The sequence below is a fragment of the Rouxiella badensis genome (assembly GCF_002093665.1).
Taxonomy (GTDB): Bacteria; Pseudomonadota; Gammaproteobacteria; order Enterobacterales; family Enterobacteriaceae; genus Rouxiella; species Rouxiella badensis.
In genome coordinates, this window is sequence record NZ_MRWE01000038.1 from 19,141 (window position 1) to 38,476 (window position 19,336).

Consider the following 19,336-nt stretch of genomic DNA (forward strand, 5'->3'; position numbering starts at 1 on the left):
TCCCAATGGATGAGACATGAACGGAATTAAAGACTTATCCGCGCAGGTCAAATCATTGAAGAAGCAAATTCCCTTTGCGACCGCGCAGGCGCTTACCAGCGTCGCTCGAAAAATACAGGCTGCCGAGAAAATTGCCTTTTCAAAGAAGCTGGAAAATCCGACCCCCTTTACAATTAACGCCGTAGGATCTACAGCGGCGCGTCGCGATAAATTGATGGCTAAAGTGTTCGTGCGAGATATTGCGGCCAGCTATCTTGAGCCGTTCGAGTTCGGCGGAGAGCACAAACTAAATAGCCAGGCATTGTTGAATCCTAAAAACATCAAACTCAACAAATACGGCAACTTGACGCGTAACAAAATGTCGCAGCTCAAAGCACGCCCGGATGTCTTTATCGGCACGATTGATGGTGTGAACGGTGTATGGCAGAGGAAGAAGCCAAAGGGCAAGAAAGGTAAAAGGCGCAAGCGGTCGAAGAATGGCACCCATGCGGCCAGACAGCCCTCCAGCGCCCCCAAGTTGCTTATCCGATTTGGTAATGCGCTGCCCGTTAAGCCCGTTCTAGGCTATATGGCGCGCGCTGAGACTATGGCCGCAAACTTGATGCAGGTTGAGTTAAACCGCGCCATACGCGCCGCGATCGCTTCTGCAAAGTAGAGAAAAAAATGCACGTTGTTTTTCCTCCCATCGAAACCTTCACGCCTGCTGACTTGAGAGAAGGCCGGGCTAGTACTGCCATCACCCGTAATAACGCCTTCCGTGAAGCAGGCAAAGCTATAGAAAAGGCCGGCGGGACATTCAGCTACGCCGAACCTCCAGAGCCGGTCCGTCTGGTCGATGGCCTGCTGATATTTCCGAAGGATTGGCCGCCAGATTAGCCAATTGGGACCGTGGTCCCAATCGAACACCAATTAAACGATTGGGACCACGGTCCCAATTTTCCAGACATGGCCGTCGCCTCTGTTAATCCAGCTTTCACCTGTGTTTATCACGCGGCGGTCTTCTATTCGCGAGAATCCCATGCAAGTTTTACCAAGCCCTGACTATGTGATTGTTTCTGTTAAGGCATTTTCCAAAGATGGCACGCAGTTAATGAAAAATAAGTGCACAGTCTCGATGCTCAAAATTAAAACCGAACCGTTCCCCGTGCTGGCTGAAGCCGCCGCCGCGTGTGCTATTCAATTTGAAGAACGCCTCGTCGACGCTTACTAAGGCTCACCCAGAAATCATTTTTAGCCGTGGCGACCTGCATCAAGATAGTTTTGCTGGCGTGTTGCCACACGCAGGCAAACGTAATCCGTGAATGCTCAGCGAAGGTTTCACACTCGCTCGGTCGTCGCGGCAGTAGTGATTCGCTCAGTGATTGGGACCACGGTCCCAATATTTGCCTCAGCCCCAGATTGACTGCTGGGGCTTTTTTTTATCCATGTGAATGACTGCTGACGGCGTGCCCATAGGGGGTTTAGCGTCGAGAGGACCGAGGCTGCGGCCCGCCGTTTCAGCACTCATTCACATGAACAAATCCACGACTCCGCGCAACGCTTACAAGGATTAGACCGATGCAAAAGCATTATGAATTGAAATACAGCTTCCCATCACTGGCAGATGTGCAGGGCATTGTTAAGAAAATCGCCTCACGTTATGAAGGTTTGCCAGCCAGCCTGTCAGTTGCTTGCTTGATACGCGATGAAGCCCATAAAGAAATTAGTAAATTATTCAATCTATCTGTTGAGATTTTGTGTGATCAAAAACCATTGACGAAAGATTCTGTGAAGGTTGTGCAGGTTGTAAATAAAACCTCAAATGTCAAAGCTGTAAGGTTGAGTGAATTAGATAGTGAAATTAAAAAAACGGAAGATGACATCATCCAGTTATTGAATGAACAAGCGGCCATTATAAGCAAGTGCTTTTTCACACCCAATCAGTTCCAGCCCAGCCCGCTCCGAGGCATCTATTAACCCGCCGGGCATCATGGAACAGTCACCCTCCATCACCTTTTGTGGGTCCCTCCCCGGACCTTTTTAAGACGCGGGCATTGCGCGCCGCGTGTTTTCACTAGCTAAAAATTTTTCGTTTTTTGGGTAACAGGTAACAGGTAACGCGACCAATGAATCAGGCCGATTTTGCAAAACTCCACGGCGTTAGCCGAAAGACGGTGACGACGTGGAAGGCACGCGGCTGGCTGGTTATGGAAGGTGACGAGGTGAACGTCGAGGCGTCAAACGCCAACATCGAGATGCACCGGAAAACTGTTACCCCCGCCGAAAAAAAAAAGAAATCGTCCGTAATCGAGGTAACACTCCGGCTGCGGATCGAGGTAACAGCGGACCAGCCGGTGACAGTGACGACGACAGCGACGACGGCATAACCGCTGCAGCCGCCCGGCTCGTTAAAGAGTACGGCGCGAACCTCACGTTCGACGAAGCGCGAACGGTGAAGGCCAACTTCCACGCGAAGCTGGTACAACTGGAATACGAACAGAAGGCAGGACGCCTTCTCCCCTTTGAAGACATGCTCCGAACCATCGGCGACGAGTATGGACGCATCCGCACCCGCCTGATTGCAATCGCCCCCGAACACGGCCCACGGCTTAGGCTGCTGGCGCTCACCAGTGACGACACGGTATTCACGGCGGCATTGCAGGAAATTATACACGAAGCTATGGAGGAGCTGAGTGCTGATGGGATCACACCACCAGACAGCGGATAAGCCGACAGCATGGCAGAATTTCAAAAGCCTGCTGTTAGCCGTTCGCCGGGCGTTAAAGCCGCCCGAACCGCTTCGCCTCAGTGAGTGGGCGAACAAATACGCGATGCTCTCAAAAGAGACATCCGCACAGACAGGCCGGTTTCGCTCGTTCCGCTATCAGGACGGCATCATGGACGCTTTCACCGACCCACTGGTGGAAACCATCAGCGTCATGAAATCCGCGCGTGTGGGTTACACGAAGATTCTCGATCACGTCATTGGCTATTACATCGCCCACGACCCGTCGCCAATCCTCGCCATCCAGCCCCGCGAAACGGATGCTGAAGACTATAGCAAAACCGAAATCGCCCCCATGCTTCGCGACACGCCGGTCCTTGCTGAAGTGACCGGCGGCGCGAAAGCCAAAGACTCTAACCAGACGATCTTAAAGCGCACGTTTTCGAACGGCGCGAACCTGACGCTGGTTGGCGCAAACAGCCCCGGCGGTTTTCGTCGTATTTCCTGCCGCATCATTCTTTTTGATGAGGTGGACGGCTATCCCGCCAGCGGAGCCGGTAACGAAGGTGACCAGATTGCGCTCGGTAAAAAGCGCTCTGAATCCTTCTGGAACCGCAAGATTGGCATCGGTTCGACGCCCACCGTAAAAGGGATCAGCCGTATTGAAAAGTCGTTCAACGATAGCGACCAGCGGTACTTCTTTGTGCCGTGCCCGCATTGCGGCGAAATGCAGGTGCTGGAGTGGGGCGACCGCACGTCGCCTTACGGCATCAAATGGGACCGCGACGAAGACGGCAACAGCCTCCCGGAAACGGTCTACTACGCCTGCAGACATAACGGTTGTGTTATCCAGCACACCAGCCTGCCGCTGATGTTACAGGGCGGCGAATGGCGCGCCACTAAGCCATTTAAAGGCCACGCCGGTTTCCACATCTGGACCGCTTACAGCCTGTTCCCGAACGCAGCCTGGAAAAAGCTGGTCGAGGAGTGGTTGAGCGTTAAAGACGACCCGGTGATGCGGCAAACCTTCATTAACACCACGCTGGGCCTGCCTTATGAGGATTCCGGCGAAAAAGCCCTGAGCGAGAAAAAGCTGGTCGAGCGCACCGAAGTGTTTGGTGCCGAAGTGCCTGACGGGGTTGCGCTATTAACGGCTGGCATCGATACGCAGGACGGGCGACTGGAAGTGGAGGTGGTTGGCTGGGGCCGCAACGAGGAAAGTTGGTCCATTGCCTACGACGTGATCGAGGGCGATATGGATACGCCGGAACCGTGGGCGCGCCTTGATGCGTATCTCAAACAGGTGTGGCGTCGCGCTGACGGCAGAGGCTTCCCGATTATGGCGGCCTGTATCGACTCAGGCGGGCATCACACGCAGGCGGTTTATACGTTTGCAAAAGAGCGCATCGGTCGCCGCATTTGGGCAATTAAGGGCGAATCAGCCCGCAACGGCAAGCGTTCGCCGGTCTGGCCTAACCAGAAGCCGTCCAAACGCAGCAAGTCGGCTTACCGCCCGATCATTATCGGCGTGAACGCCGCGAAAGATGCTATCCGCAACAGGCTGCATCTGGACCCGCCAGCACCGGGAGAAGCGCAGGCCGGTTACATGCACTACCCGGCTGACCGCGACCTGAACTACTTCAGCCAGCTGCTGGCTGAAAGTTCCATCGTGAAGCGTTCTGGCGGCTACCCGTACCGCGTATGGGAACTGCGACCGGGCCGCGCTAACGAGGCGCTCGACTGCCGCGTGTACAACTACGCCGCGCTTCACGGCCTGATGCATTCCGGCCTGAAATTAAACGTGATCGCCGCCAGCGTGGAAAACAACACCGCGAAACTGATTTCGGCCCCGGCGGTAGTTGAGCCGAAGCCGAGCTTCCAGTTACCCGGCGTCGTTCTGCCGGAGGAAACCAAAGAGCCGCGCAAGCGCCGCCACAAACGACTCCCGTCATAAGGCTAACCCATGCAAACACCCAACAGCGGCATCCTAGCCGGGATGAGCCGTGTTCAACTGCAGGCGATGTTAACGCAGGCGCAAGCCGCGCTAATTGAACTGCAGATGGGCAAAAAAGGCGTCTCATTCAGCTATACGCAGGGCGATGGTACCCGCTCGGTATCTTACCAGCCGACCAGCATTGCTGACGTTTCCGCGCTGATTATGCAAATCCAGCGCGCGCTCGGCATTGGCGGTCGCCGTCGCCGCGTGAGGTTCCGTTACTGATGCAAACGAACGACGTCCGAATCCTTGGCGCTAACGGGCAACCGTTGCCGCCATCCCGGCCTAAATACGGCGCGCTGAGTGGAACCGGGCACGTTCCGTATGACGCCGCAGACACATTCAGCGATTACGGTGCCGACTGGCTGCCAAATCTCTGGTCGCCTGATAACGAAATCAACATCTACCGCGACCGCATTGTGTCGCGCGTGCGCGATATGGTGCGCAACGATGGCTGGGCCAGCGGCACGGTAACGCGCATTCTGGACAACGCCGTCGGTGCGGTATTCAGGCCGATTTTCAAGCCGGACTATCGCGTGCTCGCGCAGATGACCGGCAACGACCAGTTCAACGCGGAGTGGGCCGAAGAGTATTCCCGCTACATGAACGCGCAGTGGCGAACGTGGGCAGAAGACGAAGGCCGCTGGTGCGACATGGAACGCAAGCAGACGGTCTCGCAGATGCTTCGCCTTGCCATGCGGCACAAGCTGGTCGACGGCGACAGCCTGATACTGATGCACTACGAAATGGAGCGCCTCGGTTACGGCATGGCGTCGTTTGCCACCGCCATGCAGGTTATCGACCCGGACCGGCTGAGCAATCCCCAGCAGGTTTACGACATGCCCAACGTGCGCGGCGGCGTAGAAATTAACGCTTACGGCGCGCCGTGCGCGTACCACATCCGCGAAGCCCACGTCGGCGACTGGTACACCGCTGAAAAAACCATGACGTGGCAGCGCATTCCGCGCGAAACGTCGTGGGGCCGCCCGATTGTGATCCACGATTTCGATCACGACCGTGCTGGCCAGCATCGCGGCATCAGCATTTTTGCGCCCGTCGTGCAGCGTCTGAAAATGCTGATTAAGTACGACCAGACGGAGCTGGAAAGCGCCATCCTGAACGCCATGTTCGGTGCGTTTATCCAGTCGCCCTACGACCCGGCAATGGTCGAGGAAGCGCTGGGCGAAGGTGACAGCCTCGGTGCGTATCAGGAAGACCGCATCGACTTTCACAAAGACCGCCGCATTTCGCTGAACGGCGGCGCGGGTATGTCGATTCTGTTCCCCGGTGAAACGGTGAACACCATCAACGCCGCGCGACCGTACAGCAACTTCTCGGTGTTCCAGGACGCGTTTTTACGCAACATCGCCGCGCAGACCGGCCTTTCCACGCAGCAAATCACGCAGGACTGGTCGAACGTCAACTATTCATCAGCCCGCGCCGCCATGCTGGAAGCGTGGAAGACGCTCACCCGTCGCCGCCATGAATTTGCCATCGGCACCTGCCAGCCCATCGCCACCTGCTTTGTTGAGGAAATTCATTCCCTCGGCGGCGTTCCGCTGCCTGCCGGTGCGCCCGATTTTCTGGAAGCGCGATCGGCCTACAGCCATGCGAAATGGATCGGTCCGGGACGCGGCTGGGTTGACCCGGTGGCAGAGAAAAAAGGCGCGATTCTGGCGCTGGACGCCAGCCTGACGACAATGGAAATGGAAACCACCGAAAACGTGGGCGAAGACCACGAAGTGCTGCTGGAGCAGCGCGCGCTGGAAATCAAACAGATGCGCCGACTTGGCCTGCCGCTTCCCGAATGGGCGGCGCAGGACGAAGACGCCACCAAAACTGTTAAAGACCCGGAGGAAAAATGAACCTGCCGCTCTTAGCCCAGCGCATGTTTAACACCCCGCTGGCGCTTCACCCAGCGAAAGCTGAAGTGGCGATGGCGGCACTGTCTGAGCGTTTCGGCATCACGCGGATCACTGCCTCGGACTGGCTCGGAGACGATGAAAAGGAATCTTTCAGCCGCAAGAGCCGCGACGCCGGTTACGACGTTGTCGGCGGGGTCGCCATTGTGCCGGTTCACGGCACGCTGGTGCAAAAGCTGGGCAGCCTTCGCCCCTACAGCGGCATGACCGGTTACGATGGTATCCGCCGGGCATTCCTGACAGCGCTCACGGATGACGCGGTGAAAGGTATTATGCTGGATATTGATTCACCCGGCGGTGAAGTTGCCGGTTGCTTCGACCTTGTGGACGAAATTTACCGGGCACGCGGCACGAAGCCAATCTGGTCGGTGCTGACCGAAAGCGCTTATTCAGCCGCCTACGCCATTGCCAGCGCTGCAGACCGCATTGTGGTCCCGCGCACCGGCGGCGTTGGCTCTATCGGCGTGATCGTTATGCACTGCGACTGGACACAGAAGGTCAAGGATGACGGATTAGCTGTCACGATCATCAATTTCGGCGACCGCAAAGCGGAGTCCAACCCCTACCGCAAGCTGAGCGAACAGGCCCGCGATGCCATCCAGCACGACGTGGATGCCATGGGCGAGTTGTTCGTTAACACCGTTTCCCGCAATCGCGGGCTTTCATTCAAAACCATTCGCAACACGCAGGCCGCGACGTTTCTCGCTGCTGATGGCGTCGAGCTGGGGCTGGCTGACGCTATCGCCTCGCCGGACGCCGCGTTCCGCGACCTTATTGCACTGACTGGAGACTGATATGTCATTCCCGCAAAAATTTGCACACCTGCTGGGCATTAAGCCGAAAGGCTCAAAGGCTGAAGACGACGACGAAAAGCCGCAGGGCCGTGCCGAAGACGACGACCGCGAAGAAAACGCGGAAGACGACGATGACGACAAGCCGCAGGGCCGAAAAGCCAAAGGCAAGCGCGCCGAAGATGACGATGACAGCGAACGCGCCGAAGACGGCGACGACGATGACGCGGATGCGGAGGAAGACGACGAAAAGCCACAGGGCCGCAAGGCGAAGGGCAAGCGTGCTGATGATGACGAAGACGAAGCCGACGCCAAAGCGCGTGGCCGTGCTATCGAGCGCAAACGCTGTATGCGCATTTTCACCAGTAAAGCCGCAGGCATTCGCCCGGATATGGCTGCATCTCTGGCGTTTACCACCAACCTGAGCGCCAGCGCTGCCATTGCGCAGCTGGAGCAGGCCGCCGCGTTCGGCGCACCGCAGGGCGGGCGTATGTCGCTCGATGAGCGTATGCGGGGCGAACAAAAGCACCGTTTAGGCCAGGACGCCAAACAACCCGAAGCCAGCAGCCCGAATGCGCTGGTCGCCAAAATGACCAAGCTTTATGACCAATCGCAGGGAGCTAAATAATGTCCACCACCGTTAACTCATTAGGCCAGAACCAGTGGGGGCCGGGCGCACGTTCCGACGCCTTCATTCCCGATCAGCTTATCGCCAGCAACAGCCCGCTGCCGGTTACGGATGACATCACCATCGCGTCTGGCCAGACGCTGAAACGCGGCGCAATCCTCGGTCGCCAGTCGCTGAAATCGGTCGCTGCAGTCGCCGCCAGCGGCAACACCGGCAACGGCACGCTCGTCGTTTCCCTCGCTTCTGCAGCTGAGGTTGGCGCGTACTCGCTGACCGCAACCAGCGCGACCGAGTTCACGCTGAAAGACCCGAACGGCAACGAAGTCGCCACCGTAACCGCCGGTACCGCGTACAGCGGCAACCAGCTGGTGCTGACCCTGACCGCAGGCGCGACCGCGTTCGTCGCCGGTGACGTATTCACGATCACCGTTACCGCTGCTGCGGGCACTTACGTGCTGAGTGTGCGCACGGCAACCGACGGCAGCCAGTATCCGAGCGCGGTACTGGTCGATGACGCTGACGCCTCGGCGGGTGCGGTAGTCGCGGGCGGTTACTTCCAAGCGGCGGTAAACGTTAACCGCATCACCTACGACGACAGCTGGACCGTTGACGACCTCAAAGCGGAGCTGCGCGGCAAGGGCATCTTCCTGCGCGACAGCCTGAGCGCCACGCCGGTTTAACCGGCACCCTCCTGTAATTCCCCGATGCGAATTTATGCCCTTAACCGGGCAGGGATTCGCACGTCCAAATTTTGCCCGGTTCGCCGGGTTTAGCGAGACCCTATGTCCGACGTAAACATTGATATTTTCACCACTGCCACGCTTGCTGGCGTCGTACCGAACCTCAAAACCTCACAAAACTGGATGCTGGACCGCTTCTTCCCGAACATCGTGGAAAGCCAGTCTGAAGAAGTGGCGATTGACGTTGACGTTGGTAAACGTCGAATGGCCCCGTTCGTGTCGCCACTGGTACAGGGCAAGCTGGTCGAGTCGCGCCGCATTCAGACCAACACCTTTAAACCGGCTTATATCAAAGACAAACGCGCCCCTGACTTACGTAAGCCTATCCGTCGCCAGATTGGCGAGCGCATCGGTGGCAGCTTCACCGGTGCAGAGCGCGCCATGCTGAACATTCAGTTCGAAATGGCAGATCAGATCGACATTCTGAACCGCCGCATGGAATGGATGGGCTGCTCGGCGCTGACCAGCGGCACCGTCACCATTAAGGGCGACGGCTTCCCGACCACCGTGATTGATTTCGGGCGCGACCCGGAACTGACCATCACGAACACCGGTTCGGATAAATGGCCTACCAGCGTTGCCGCCGGTGCGACCAACACCCAGCCGACCGATGACATTGACGAATGGCAGACGCTGATTCTGAAGAAATCCGGTGCGAAGGTGACGGACATTATCTTCACCAATTCCAGCTGGAAGGCATTCCGTCTCGATACCTCGCTGGAAGGCGCGATCATCTTCCCGGCGATGAACCCGAACGGGAACGTGATTAACCCCGGCCCGCAGATTGAAAACGGCGCTATCTACAAAGGCCGCTGGGGCCAGTATGACCTCTGGTTATACAACGACTGGTACGTGGACCCGGACACCGACGAAGAGGAGCCAATGCTGCCGGACGGTTGCGTGATTATGACCGGCGGCGCGCTGATGGGCACCCGTGCGTTCGGCATGATTATGGACCCGGCGTTCAACTACGGTGCGCTGGCCTATGCGCCGAAAACGTGGCTGGAGCAAGACCCGGCGCAGCAGATTCTGCTGATGCAGTCAGCGCCGATCGTTATCCCGAGCCGGGTTAACGCCTCGCTTTGCGCGACCGTGGTGTAACGGATGACGGCCCGTAAAACCGCAGCGGCTGAAAAGGCCGCTGTAAGCGCTGCTGAGGCGTCCGAAGCCAAAACCCCGGCAACCATAGGCGAAGCGGCAGAAAGCGCCGCTGTGATCGATTCTGTCCCCAATCTGAGCGAATCCGAAGACGACGGCCCCGTTCCCGTTGTTGTCCTGCCCCGAAACACCCTGCGCCATAACGGCAAAACCTACCGCCCGCACGCAAAAGTGCGCGTTCCGGCCGCCGAAGTTCCGCGCCTCGTTAAGCGCGGGATCGTGGTGACGGCCGAACAGGCGTTAGCGGATGCGCTGGCGCAGGAAGGCGTCTCGGTTAGCGTGCAGGACGGCGTAAGCATCGGGCGGGGCTGACGATGATTGACTGGGACCAGCACTTACTGGCCCCGCTGCAGGAGACGTTCGGCGAGCCGGTTAACTACCGGCCTGCCAGTTCGGCGGCCTTCGATATTTCCGGAATTTTTGACCGGGCGTATACGCAGGAAGTCGAACCGCTGGACGACGACGACCCGACGATCAACACCACGCACCCGGTGCTGGGCGTTCGCGACTCGGATTTCGTGAAACCTCCGCTGCAGGGCGACCGCCTGTATATCCCCCGCGTGGCGCAGCTGTTTGTCGTGAAAGACGTGCAGCCCGACAGCCACGGCGGCACGAAACTCATTCTTAACCGCGTGAAGACCTCATGAATCCAGCCACTATCCGCTCGCTTGTGGTGGATGCGCTGACCGTGGCGGCAACGGATGCCGCCGACCGCGTGTATTCCCCACGCGACTGGCCCACAACCAGCCCGGATTATCCCGTGCTGCTGGTCCAGACGCCGTTCGACCATAAGCATTCAATGGGCCGCAATGCCCCGCAGTTTACCAGCGTGACCACGGTACGGATCACCGGTCGCGTGGAAGCGTTCGACACTGAAACCAGTAACGCAGGCGCCATGCTTGCCGAAGCCGCCGCAGAGGAACTACGCGAACAGGTGGGCCGGGCGGTAATCAACAGCTACGAGCTGACCCGCCAGACGCAGCAATACAAGGAAGTGCGCTCAACCATCGACGTTGATTCCAGCGGGGATAGCCATATCGGCCAGCTGCTCTATGAACTCGATATCGAGTATTACCAAGGTCCAGAAGATTTCTACCCGATTGTGGGTACCGCGCTTGAAACCGTAGCACTACGTAACGTCGAACCCGCAGGAACAATCGAGACCGGCGCAGATATTACCCTCCCGCAATAACCGAGAACTCAATCCATGAAATTGAAACCCGCTGACGGGCGCGCCGTGCGTGATCCCGTCAAAGGCCAGCTTTTGCCCGCAGACGGCGCAGAAGTCGAGCTTAACGCGTTCTGGCGTCGCCGTCTGCGCGACTACGACGTTGTGGAAGTGACCGATACCACGGCCAGCAGCATCACCACGGCCAGTACTGCCAGCACAGCGACCGCTGATACCACGACCATCCCCGGAGCAACCTCTTAATGACGATTAGCTTTCCAAACATTCCGAGTAAGCTCCGCGTTCCGCTGTTCTATGCGGATATGGATAACTCGATGGCAAACTCAGCCACCGCGACGCAGTTAACGCTCATCATCGGTCAGCAATTGAGTACCGCATTACAAACCCCCGGTGTGCCATTCTTAGCTTCTTCAGCCTCTACGGTCGGCGGTTTGTGTGGTTATGGTTCGATGGTCCATCAAATGATGACCGCATACATGGCGAACGACACTGCTGCGAAGATTTATATCTTACCGCTTGCTGATGATTCGGCCGCTATAGCAGCAACTGGCAAAATCACGATTACCAGCGTCGCCACTGCCGCCGGTACGTTGTCGCTCTATGTCGCTGGTACCCGCGTACAGATTGCTATCGCAACCACAGACACGCTGACCACCATCGCGACCGCACTGGCCGCTGCGATTAATGCGACCACCTCGTTACCGGTCACCGCTGCCGCGTCTGCCGCAGTCATTACCGTTACTGCAAAAAATAAAGGTGCCCACGGTAACGATATTGATATGCGACTTAATTACCTCGGCACCGCCGGTGAAGAATCCTCACCGACCAGTTTTGCGTGTACGATCACCGCAATGAGCGGCGGTAGTGCGACCCCAGCGCTGGACGATGCACTGGCAAACCTTGGCGATAAGTTATTCGACTTTATTGTTAACCCATACACGGATACGACCTCGCTTACGTCTATGGCGACTTTTCTGTCAGATAAGACGGGCCGCTGGTCCTATTCTGAGCAGCTTTACGGGCATTCACTAGGCGTTCTTTCCGGGAGCTATGGAGAGTTAACAGCCGCCGGGTTGCTGCGAAATAACCAGCATGAAACGCTTATCGGAATCTATGATTCACCGACTGCCCCATGGGTATGGTCGGCGGCCTGTTATGGCGCAGCAGCGGTAAGCCTACGAAGCGACCCCGGTCGCCCGCTGCAAACCCTGACCGTATCCGGGGTCCTCGCGCCGCCATTGGCCTCACGCTTTACCATGACAGAACGCAATAACCTCCTTTACAGCGGAATAGCCACTGTGGCCGTAGCTGATGATGGCACTGTTACGCTCGAGAACATCATCACGACGTATCAGACAAACAGTTATGGGGACGCTGACGATTCATACCTAGAAATCGAGACGATGTTTCTGTTGATGTATATCACCCGCTATCTACGCAGTGCTGTCACCAGCAAGTTTGGACGTATGAAGCTGGTTGCTACAGGGACCAAGTTTGCAGCAGGGGCTGCTATCGTGACGCCAAACACCATCCGCGCTGAAGTCATCGCGCAATACACCACACTGGTTAAGAATGGCTATTGCCAAGATGCCACAAGCTTCGCCTCCGCACTGATTGTTGAGCAAAACAGCTCTAACCCGAATCGGGTTGATGTCCTGTTCCCAGGAACGCTTGTTAATCAACTCCGCATCTTTGCATTACTCAACCAATTCCGCCAGCAAGCCTCCTCGTAGTAAGGACTAAAAAATGGGTGATACTTCTAACCGTATTGCGGGGACGGCTAGCGTTTCCGTAGACGGTGTAACCATCATGATTGTCGGGCAGTTTAAATACCGCCCCGGCACCGTAAAACGTGAAACTCTAACCGGTATGGATGGCGTACACGGTTTTAAAGAAAAGCCGAATCCATGCATGATTTCGGCGCAAGTTCGTGACAGCGGCGGTACGACCGTTGCTGACTTCAACAGCATGACCAACGTTACCGTCACTGCCGAGCTGGCGAACGGGAAAACCATCATTGGCTCGGGTATGTGGACCACTGATGTACAGGAGGTTGACAGTGAAGACGCTGTCTTCGACGTGACGTTTGAAGGCGGATCGGTAACGGAGAGTTAAAAATGTCAGGAATTTTTGATCTAAATTTTGGCCCCGGTGGGGCCATTCCTTTACGTGAGCCGAAATATTTTGAGGTTTCCGATTTCTATAAGGAAAAAGATAAAACTGACCAGCATGAAGCCATGGCTAGCTTAATGGCGAAGATTTCCGGCCAGTCCCGAAAAGAAATTGCACAGCTCCCGATTAAGGTCTTCCGAGAGGGGCATGCTTTTTTGCTGGAATATCTGAATTACTGGCCGACGGTCGAGCAGGATGATAGCTACATCATTCAGCTGGATAACGTGATCACCAGCTTAAACGGCGTCGAAGGATGGAACGAAGTTGCTCTCCGAGAGCCTGTGTTCAGCGAGTTTTCACAGTTTAACGCTGAGGCGAAAAAGACAAGCGATCAGGATGCTATGGGGTTGTTGATGTCGCTGATTTCAGGTGTTAACCGCATCGCTATCACCAAAATGCCGATTAGCAAGTATCGGGAGGGTTCGGCGTATCTGATGGGTTTTTTGACATATTTCCCCAAATCGAAAGATGGCGGGACCGAATCGCCGAGCTGACGTATTTCTACCGCTGGGGACCGAAAGAAGCTGCTGCCTTAACTTGGGGTGAGTTGCAGTTCTGGACCGAACAAGGGTTCAGGATTAAAAAAATCATGAAAGAGGGCGGCAATGGCTAACAGGTTTGATTTTGAGCTTCGTGCTGATGATGGGGTTTCTAAAAAGCTTGATGATATTACGGGTCGTTTAGCGGAATTAAACCCCGAACTCGACGAGGTGGCGGAAAAGTTAAAGCTTGGTGGAAAGAATAACCAGTCCAATTTATCTGACATTGAAAAATCGTTTTATGAGCTTGGTAGACTGGCGAAATCGAACGTTCAATATCTTGGGGATATGGTTCCGCCTTTGAGGAACTTTATCGGGTTAGGGGGTAAGGTCGGCGGCGTAATTGGTAAGCTCGGAATTACTGGGGGTGCTGCTTATGTTGCAGGGAAGGGCATTTCCTCATTCGGTCATACACTTATCGATGCAGCCGACAATGCTTATGCGCTAAGTGTTGCTGCTGAAAATGCTGGGATGACGGTTAAAGATTTTAGTCAGATGGCGGGAGCAATGCGCCTGCTTGGGACCGACAGCGAGACAGCAAAAAACAGTATTGAGGGTCTATATGGAACCTTCAACGATGGATTGCAGGGCCGAAATAATGCCGTATTAGCGGTAATGAATCAGATCCATGCGGTGATTTATAAAAACGCCGATGGCACGGCCAACGTGCTTAAAACAGTAGAATCCCTCGCTGATGTTCTCCCACGCCTCTCCCCACAAACGCAAAAAACGGTTACTGATGCGCTAAACCTGAATGCAGACACGCTGCAATTGCTTCGCGAAGGCGCTCATTTAAAAGGGCTTCTTGCAGAATCTGATGCAATAGGATTAACCGTTGACCCTAAGACGACAGCTGACCTTGCATCGTTTAATCGCCAGTTAACTGAAGCCAGCGCGGCTTGGGACGGTTTAAAGCAACGCACCGTACAAAAGGCAGCTAAGGGGTTACTTTCCGACGGGTCATTACGGGATACGGTATCAGGATTTACCGATGGTGCAACGCATAATGATGCTGCTGGCTGGGGTCATATGCTTGGTGAAAATGATGGACCTTACGAAGCCGTTGCATTACGAAGGATGAAAGGCGACAAGAAGTTTTTAGCTGAGGCTACGCCGCAGGAAAGGGCAAACGTCGGCATCGGCAGGATGAACGACGATTTACGCAAAAAATACAATGCTTATTACGGAGAATCATTAACCGACGGCTGGCAGCTTGATAAGGAAATGGCAAAAAACCCGGAGTATTTTACAAGGTTGAATGACCGGTCAAATCAGCTTTTGTTAGATATGCAACTGGCAGAGCATCCGACATTATTGCCCCCAATTGGCGCACAACCCGTAGACCCGAATGCCTCGTCCGTTAGAAATAATAACCCGTGGAATATCCGTTATGCCGGTCAATCCGGCGCGGTGCCAGCGGCGAAAAATTTTGCACATTTCCAGACGCCAGAAGAAGGTGTTTTAGCCGCCGACAGGCAGTTGCAGCTTTACACCTCCGGGAAGTCGGCCAACGTGGATCACCCCCTGAGAACGGTAGCTGAAATCGTTAGTACTGCATCCCCTGAAAAGGATGGCAATAACACGGCACTGATGATTAAGAACGCCAGTAAAGAACTCGGCGTAGACCCTACCCAGCCGCTCGATTTCAGCAATGTGCAAACCCGTTCACGTTTCCTCGCTGCTGTTTTCCATCAAGAAGGGAACAGCCCTTATAGCTCGTCTAATATTGAAAATATTTTGACCCGTAACAGCAATGACGCGTCACTGCTGACACCTGCTGCGGCCAGTGGACAGGCTCCGGGTCAGATGGTTGATTTTAAACAAACGTTATCCTCTGTGCTGAAAGAAACGGGGATGAAGATAGAACTGACAGTAATCAACCAGAAAACCGGAGAAAAGCAGACGTTCACCGGCACTGGGGGCAGTAAAGTCTCGGCTGCGATGCAGTTTCCCTAAATCCCATTCTATTACGAACCGGCCTCGTGCCGGTTTTTCTGTTTATGGACCCTGAACATGACGATTGTTAGCTCGGCCATTTCGGCAATTACTGGCGGGTCAGGCGATACATTCAGCTGGCAAGATAACCTTCACAAAGCTTCTTTTCGTGGTGTGCCCTTTGCCGTAGAAGGTGGAGATGGCGAGTTTGGCCGCAGGCAGGCTGTACATGAATACCCGTACCGTGATTCTGTATGGGTAGAGGACATGGGCCGCGCAACCCGGCGTATTACGCTAACTGGCTACATCCTACAAAGTAGCCTGCTTTATACCGCTTCAGACGTGATGACCCAGCGAAATTCCTTAGTTGCTGCGGCAGAGTCGTCTGGGGCCGGTACGCTGATTCATCCGACTCTTGGCGAACTTACCGTAAGTATTCCGCCCGGCGGTCTGAAAATTTCCGAGAGCAAAGACGAAGCCCGCATGTTTCGTTTTACGCTCACGGCCATTGAATCTGGTCTAAAAGTCTTCGCAATTACCAGCGCGACCGATGCCGCATCGACAGTACAAACCTCTTGGCTATCGACCGTAACCACAGCTGCAGCAAGAGCCATTGCTGAAGTTAAGGGGGATATGCGCAGTGTGACACAGGCAATCAAGACGCTAAAAAGCACCCTGACATTTTGGACCGGCATGGTGACCGACACGTTCAACGAAGCCACAAATTTAAGCAATGTACTAAAAAGCACATTCGGTTCCACACGATATGGGCGGTACAACACCGGCAGTATTGGGGGCAATGCCACCGGCACATCGAGCACCGCAGACAATACGGCAGATACAGACGATTATGCCGGGCTGGTCGCCACCAAAATTGCAGAATCTATAGAGAACTCGGCGGCGATGAGTGCTGCAATTAGCACGCTGCTGGCCAGCACGAATATTGAAGATTATGCGGCCAATGTTCAGGCCGTCGTAACTGAAATGGTCGGCAGCGTGGCAGGCGGTGCAGATTTGATTAACGCATTAGAAACGTTGTCAGATTTTAGTGATTCAACCTACCGGCCAGACAGCAGCGATAGTGCGGTTGCCTCGGCAAACCAAATCTTTGTTAATACGTTGACCACCGCAGCTATGGCTTATGCCGTCTCCCTCTACACTCCTGCAAACTATGATGAAGCTGCCAACTTAACCCGGCGTATTACTGACGTTCTTGATGCCGCCATCGTTGCCGTGGCGGATGCAGGTTATGACGATGTTTATCTCCAACTGCAAGAACTGCAATCGAACGTGATTACCACGCTTGAAACATTGGGAGCCAGTCTAGCGCATGTTCAGACCGTTTCGTTTGCTAAACCTCTTCCTGCCCTTACGCTAGCTAACCGCCTGTATCAAGACGCCTCACGGGCCGAGGCACTGGTGAAAATGGCGGATCCCATTCACCCGGCATTCATGCCTACCAGTTTTAAGGCGTTGACCTCATGAGTGATGACCTCACACTGATATGCAACGGTAAAATTTTGTCCGGGTGGGATTCTGTCCGGGTCACTCGCAGCATTGAGAAGTTACCCAGCGATTTTGAGCTTTCACTCATGGACTATTTCCCAGGAAGCGATGACAAGCAGCTTGTAAAAGAAGGAAATCCCTGTGTTGTTAAAATAGGAGCAGATACGGTTATTACTGGCTATATCGACCGATGGGCACCGATGATTTCAAGCCAGCGGCACGCCGTCCGCGCCATCGGTCGCAGCAAATGCCAAGACCTTGTCGACTGTTCAGCAACTTGGCCCAATAACGTTGTTAGCCAAGTAACCCCGCTGCAGCTAGCTCAACGCTTAGCCAGCCCCTATGGCATTACGGTATCCAGTGACGTTGATGTTGGGACCGTGGTCCCACAATTTACGCTCAACTGGGGGGAGTCCTCCCAAGAAGTTATTGAACGTGTAACGCGCTGGGCCGCATTGCTCTATTACGATTTGCCAGACGGTAGCCTTTTCCTGACGCGCGTTGGCACTACTCAGGCCGCCAGCGGAGTGAAGCAAGGCCAGAATATTCAAGCAGCTGCTTACGGCGCGACGATGGATGAACGGTTTTCTATTTACACCGGCGTATCGATGTCCGTTAGCCCATTGAATGAGGAAAGCGGGAATGAGGCTTACAGCTCGGTGGCGTTGGCGACTGCCAGTGATCCAGAAGCTACACAAATGCGCTATCGGAACCGAACAATCATTGTTGAAAGCACCATGACCGCTAATCAGCAGGCCCAGCAGTGTATCGATTGGGAAATGAACCGCCGTTATGGCCGCTCAAAGACATTGCAGATCACTGTGGATAGCTGGCGCGACAGTGCCGGGACGTTATGGACCCCTAACACGCTGATCCCTATTTCGCTCCCTGTTTTCGGTCTCGAGGATGAGCTATGGCTTCTCGGCGAGGTGACGTACATAAAGGACGATCAGGGAACAGTGGCGGAAATGGTCCTTATGCCGCCTGCTGCATTTAGCGTCGAACCCTATCAGTTTTACACAAATATCCGAGAGGCTAACTATGGTTGATCTCTCACGCCTCTATCGGCAAATAAAAATGCTAATCGGCATTGGGAAAGTAACTGCAATAGACGATGGCGGGTTAACTCAAAACTTGCAGTATCAAACCCCGCTCGAAATCCGCAGCAATACGCCCAGAATGGCTGATTTTGGCTTTTCTTCTGGCTTGCCTGTGGGTAGCGATGTTGTTGTGGCTTATCTCGGTGGCGACCGTTCTAGTGCGGTTGTTATCGCAACCAACAATAAGAAATACCGACACACTGGGCTTAATGCCGGGGAGACGGTTATCTATGATCAATGGGGCGGTTATGTGAAGTTGACCGAAGCCGGGATTGAAGTCGAGGCAAACAACCAGCCTGTGACAGTCTCTAACGCAACCATTGTCACGATTAACGCAACCGAAAAGATTGTGGCTAACACGCCGAGATTTGAGTGTAGTGGTGACATCATCGATAACAGCGGCAGCAACAGCACTACGCTCAAGCAGTTTCGAGATGTTTATAACGAGCACGCGCATTTTCTGAAAAACGTGCAAAGCGGAAACAGCACCATCGAGAGCGAAGTACCGGGGGTAATAGTTGAATGACAGACATTACAACCGTATGGGATCCCGACCAAGGTGTAGGGGACTGGGTCATTGGAAGTGGTGATCTACTTTCTGGATTAGACCTTCAAACGGCTATTTATATCAGCCTGTTTAGTGACCGTAAGGCGCGTGATGATGATAACTATGATGGAACCGACCGCAAGGGATGGTGGGGTGATACAGATTCAGATTATGAGATAGGTTCCCGGCTCTGGCTTCTCCGGCGTCAAAAGTTATCGGTAAATGTGGCCCAGCAGGCCGTAACGTATGCCAAAGAGGCCCTACAGTGGCTTCTCGATGACAATGTGGTCGCTAGTATCACAGTGACACCGCAAATTATTTACCCCAGCCGCCTCTACATGACGATCACCTATCAAAAACCCAATTTAACTACTGAAACGGTCCAATATTACTGGGTCTGGGAGTAACC

The 19,336-nt window shown here is 54.8% G+C and carries 25 protein-coding genes; all 25 read left to right on the forward strand.

Annotated elements, in window-relative coordinates; all coding sequences use genetic code 11:
- The first annotated feature begins 16 nt into the window (after nt 1-16).
- On the forward strand, nt 17-655 hold the full coding sequence (locus BS640_RS18705) for a hypothetical protein (RefSeq protein WP_084913102.1): 639 nt from the start codon (nt 17-19) through the stop codon (nt 653-655).
- 8 nt (nt 656-663) lie between these two features.
- Nucleotides 664-876, forward strand: a complete 213-nt coding sequence (locus BS640_RS18710) for a hypothetical protein (RefSeq protein WP_084913103.1) — start codon at nt 664-666, stop codon at nt 874-876.
- 142 nt (nt 877-1,018) lie between these two features.
- Nucleotides 1,019-1,210, forward strand: a complete 192-nt coding sequence (locus BS640_RS18715) for a hypothetical protein (protein WP_084913104.1) — start codon at nt 1,019-1,021, stop codon at nt 1,208-1,210.
- Nucleotides 1,211-1,557: 347 nt separating this feature from the next.
- Nucleotides 1,558-1,956, forward strand: coding sequence for a hypothetical protein (locus BS640_RS18720; RefSeq protein ID WP_084913105.1), 399 nt, complete (start codon nt 1,558-1,560; stop codon nt 1,954-1,956).
- Between the two features lie 149 nt (nt 1,957-2,105).
- On the forward strand, nt 2,106-2,366 hold the full coding sequence (locus BS640_RS22280) for a hypothetical protein (protein ID WP_241528256.1): 261 nt from the start codon (nt 2,106-2,108) through the stop codon (nt 2,364-2,366).
- Nucleotides 2,367-2,431: 65 nt separating this feature from the next.
- Nucleotides 2,432-2,707 carry a hypothetical protein gene (locus BS640_RS22285; protein ID WP_241528257.1) on the forward strand — a complete coding sequence of 92 codons (276 nt, stop codon included), beginning with the start codon at nt 2,432-2,434 and terminating at the stop codon, nt 2,705-2,707.
- 169 nt (nt 2,708-2,876) lie between these two features.
- The gene (locus BS640_RS18730) at nt 2,877-4,658 is read left to right on the forward strand and encodes a phage terminase large subunit family protein (protein WP_420916434.1); all 1,782 of its coding nucleotides are present in this window, start codon (nt 2,877-2,879) and stop codon (nt 4,656-4,658) included.
- A gap of 9 nt (nt 4,659-4,667) precedes the next feature.
- Nucleotides 4,668-4,925 (forward strand): gpW family head-tail joining protein, encoded by a 258-nt coding sequence (gene gpW / locus BS640_RS18735; RefSeq protein ID WP_084913107.1) that lies wholly within the window; start codon nt 4,668-4,670, stop codon nt 4,923-4,925.
- Nucleotides 4,925-6,565: a phage portal protein gene (locus BS640_RS18740; protein ID WP_084913108.1), complete on the forward strand. Its 1,641-nt coding sequence runs from the start codon at nt 4,925-4,927 to the stop codon at nt 6,563-6,565. The genes gpW and BS640_RS18740 overlap by 1 nt, the downstream gene beginning before the upstream one ends.
- A complete protein-coding gene (locus tag BS640_RS18745; RefSeq protein WP_084913109.1) occupies nt 6,562-7,416 on the forward strand; it encodes a S49 family peptidase in 855 nt (284 codons plus the stop codon). The genes BS640_RS18740 and BS640_RS18745 overlap by 4 nt, the downstream gene beginning before the upstream one ends.
- A 1-nt stretch (nt 7,417) precedes the next feature.
- The gene (locus BS640_RS22100; protein ID WP_084913110.1) at nt 7,418-8,041 is read left to right on the forward strand and encodes a hypothetical protein; all 624 of its coding nucleotides are present in this window, start codon (nt 7,418-7,420) and stop codon (nt 8,039-8,041) included.
- Nucleotides 8,041-8,721, forward strand: a complete 681-nt coding sequence (locus BS640_RS18755; protein ID WP_084913111.1) for a head decoration protein — start codon at nt 8,041-8,043, stop codon at nt 8,719-8,721. The genes BS640_RS22100 and BS640_RS18755 overlap by 1 nt, the downstream gene beginning before the upstream one ends.
- A 102-nt stretch (nt 8,722-8,823) precedes the next feature.
- The gene (locus BS640_RS18760; protein WP_084913112.1) at nt 8,824-9,882 is read left to right on the forward strand and encodes a major capsid protein; all 1,059 of its coding nucleotides are present in this window, start codon (nt 8,824-8,826) and stop codon (nt 9,880-9,882) included.
- Nucleotides 9,883-9,885: 3 nt separating this feature from the next.
- Complete coding sequence (locus tag BS640_RS18765) at nt 9,886-10,251, forward strand: hypothetical protein (protein WP_084913113.1); 366 nt, start codon at nt 9,886-9,888, stop codon at nt 10,249-10,251.
- A gap of 2 nt (nt 10,252-10,253) precedes the next feature.
- Nucleotides 10,254-10,586, forward strand: coding sequence for a head-tail joining protein (locus tag BS640_RS18770; protein ID WP_084913114.1), 333 nt, complete (start codon nt 10,254-10,256; stop codon nt 10,584-10,586).
- On the forward strand, nt 10,583-11,131 hold the full coding sequence (locus tag BS640_RS18775; RefSeq protein WP_084913115.1) for an ATP-binding protein: 549 nt from the start codon (nt 10,583-10,585) through the stop codon (nt 11,129-11,131). Before BS640_RS18770 ends, BS640_RS18775 begins: the two co-directional genes overlap by 4 nt.
- 15 nt (nt 11,132-11,146) lie before the next feature.
- A complete protein-coding gene (locus BS640_RS18780) occupies nt 11,147-11,371 on the forward strand; it encodes a DUF2635 domain-containing protein (protein ID WP_084913116.1) in 225 nt (74 codons plus the stop codon).
- On the forward strand, nt 11,371-12,861 hold the full coding sequence (locus BS640_RS18785) for a phage tail sheath subtilisin-like domain-containing protein (protein WP_084913117.1): 1,491 nt from the start codon (nt 11,371-11,373) through the stop codon (nt 12,859-12,861). Before BS640_RS18780 ends, BS640_RS18785 begins: the two co-directional genes overlap by 1 nt.
- Before the next feature lie 13 nt (nt 12,862-12,874).
- Nucleotides 12,875-13,243: a phage tail tube protein gene (locus BS640_RS18790; protein WP_084913118.1), complete on the forward strand. Its 369-nt coding sequence runs from the start codon at nt 12,875-12,877 to the stop codon at nt 13,241-13,243.
- 2 nt (nt 13,244-13,245) lie between these two features.
- On the forward strand, nt 13,246-13,794 hold the full coding sequence (locus tag BS640_RS18795) for a phage tail assembly protein (protein ID WP_084913119.1): 549 nt from the start codon (nt 13,246-13,248) through the stop codon (nt 13,792-13,794).
- Nucleotides 13,795-13,905: 111 nt separating this feature from the next.
- The gene (locus BS640_RS18800) at nt 13,906-15,795 is read left to right on the forward strand and encodes a hypothetical protein (RefSeq protein WP_084913120.1); all 1,890 of its coding nucleotides are present in this window, start codon (nt 13,906-13,908) and stop codon (nt 15,793-15,795) included.
- 57 nt (nt 15,796-15,852) lie between these two features.
- Nucleotides 15,853-17,259: a DNA circularization protein gene (locus BS640_RS18805; RefSeq protein WP_084913121.1), complete on the forward strand. Its 1,407-nt coding sequence runs from the start codon at nt 15,853-15,855 to the stop codon at nt 17,257-17,259.
- Nucleotides 17,256-18,329, forward strand: coding sequence for a phage baseplate assembly protein (locus tag BS640_RS18810; protein ID WP_084913122.1), 1,074 nt, complete (start codon nt 17,256-17,258; stop codon nt 18,327-18,329). Before BS640_RS18805 ends, BS640_RS18810 begins: the two co-directional genes overlap by 4 nt.
- Nucleotides 18,322-18,906: a phage baseplate assembly protein V gene (locus tag BS640_RS18815; protein WP_084913123.1), complete on the forward strand. Its 585-nt coding sequence runs from the start codon at nt 18,322-18,324 to the stop codon at nt 18,904-18,906. The genes BS640_RS18810 and BS640_RS18815 overlap by 8 nt, the downstream gene beginning before the upstream one ends.
- A complete protein-coding gene (locus tag BS640_RS18820; RefSeq protein ID WP_084913124.1) occupies nt 18,903-19,334 on the forward strand; it encodes a phage GP46 family protein in 432 nt (143 codons plus the stop codon). Before BS640_RS18815 ends, BS640_RS18820 begins: the two co-directional genes overlap by 4 nt.
- Nucleotides 19,335-19,336 lie beyond the last annotated feature (2 nt).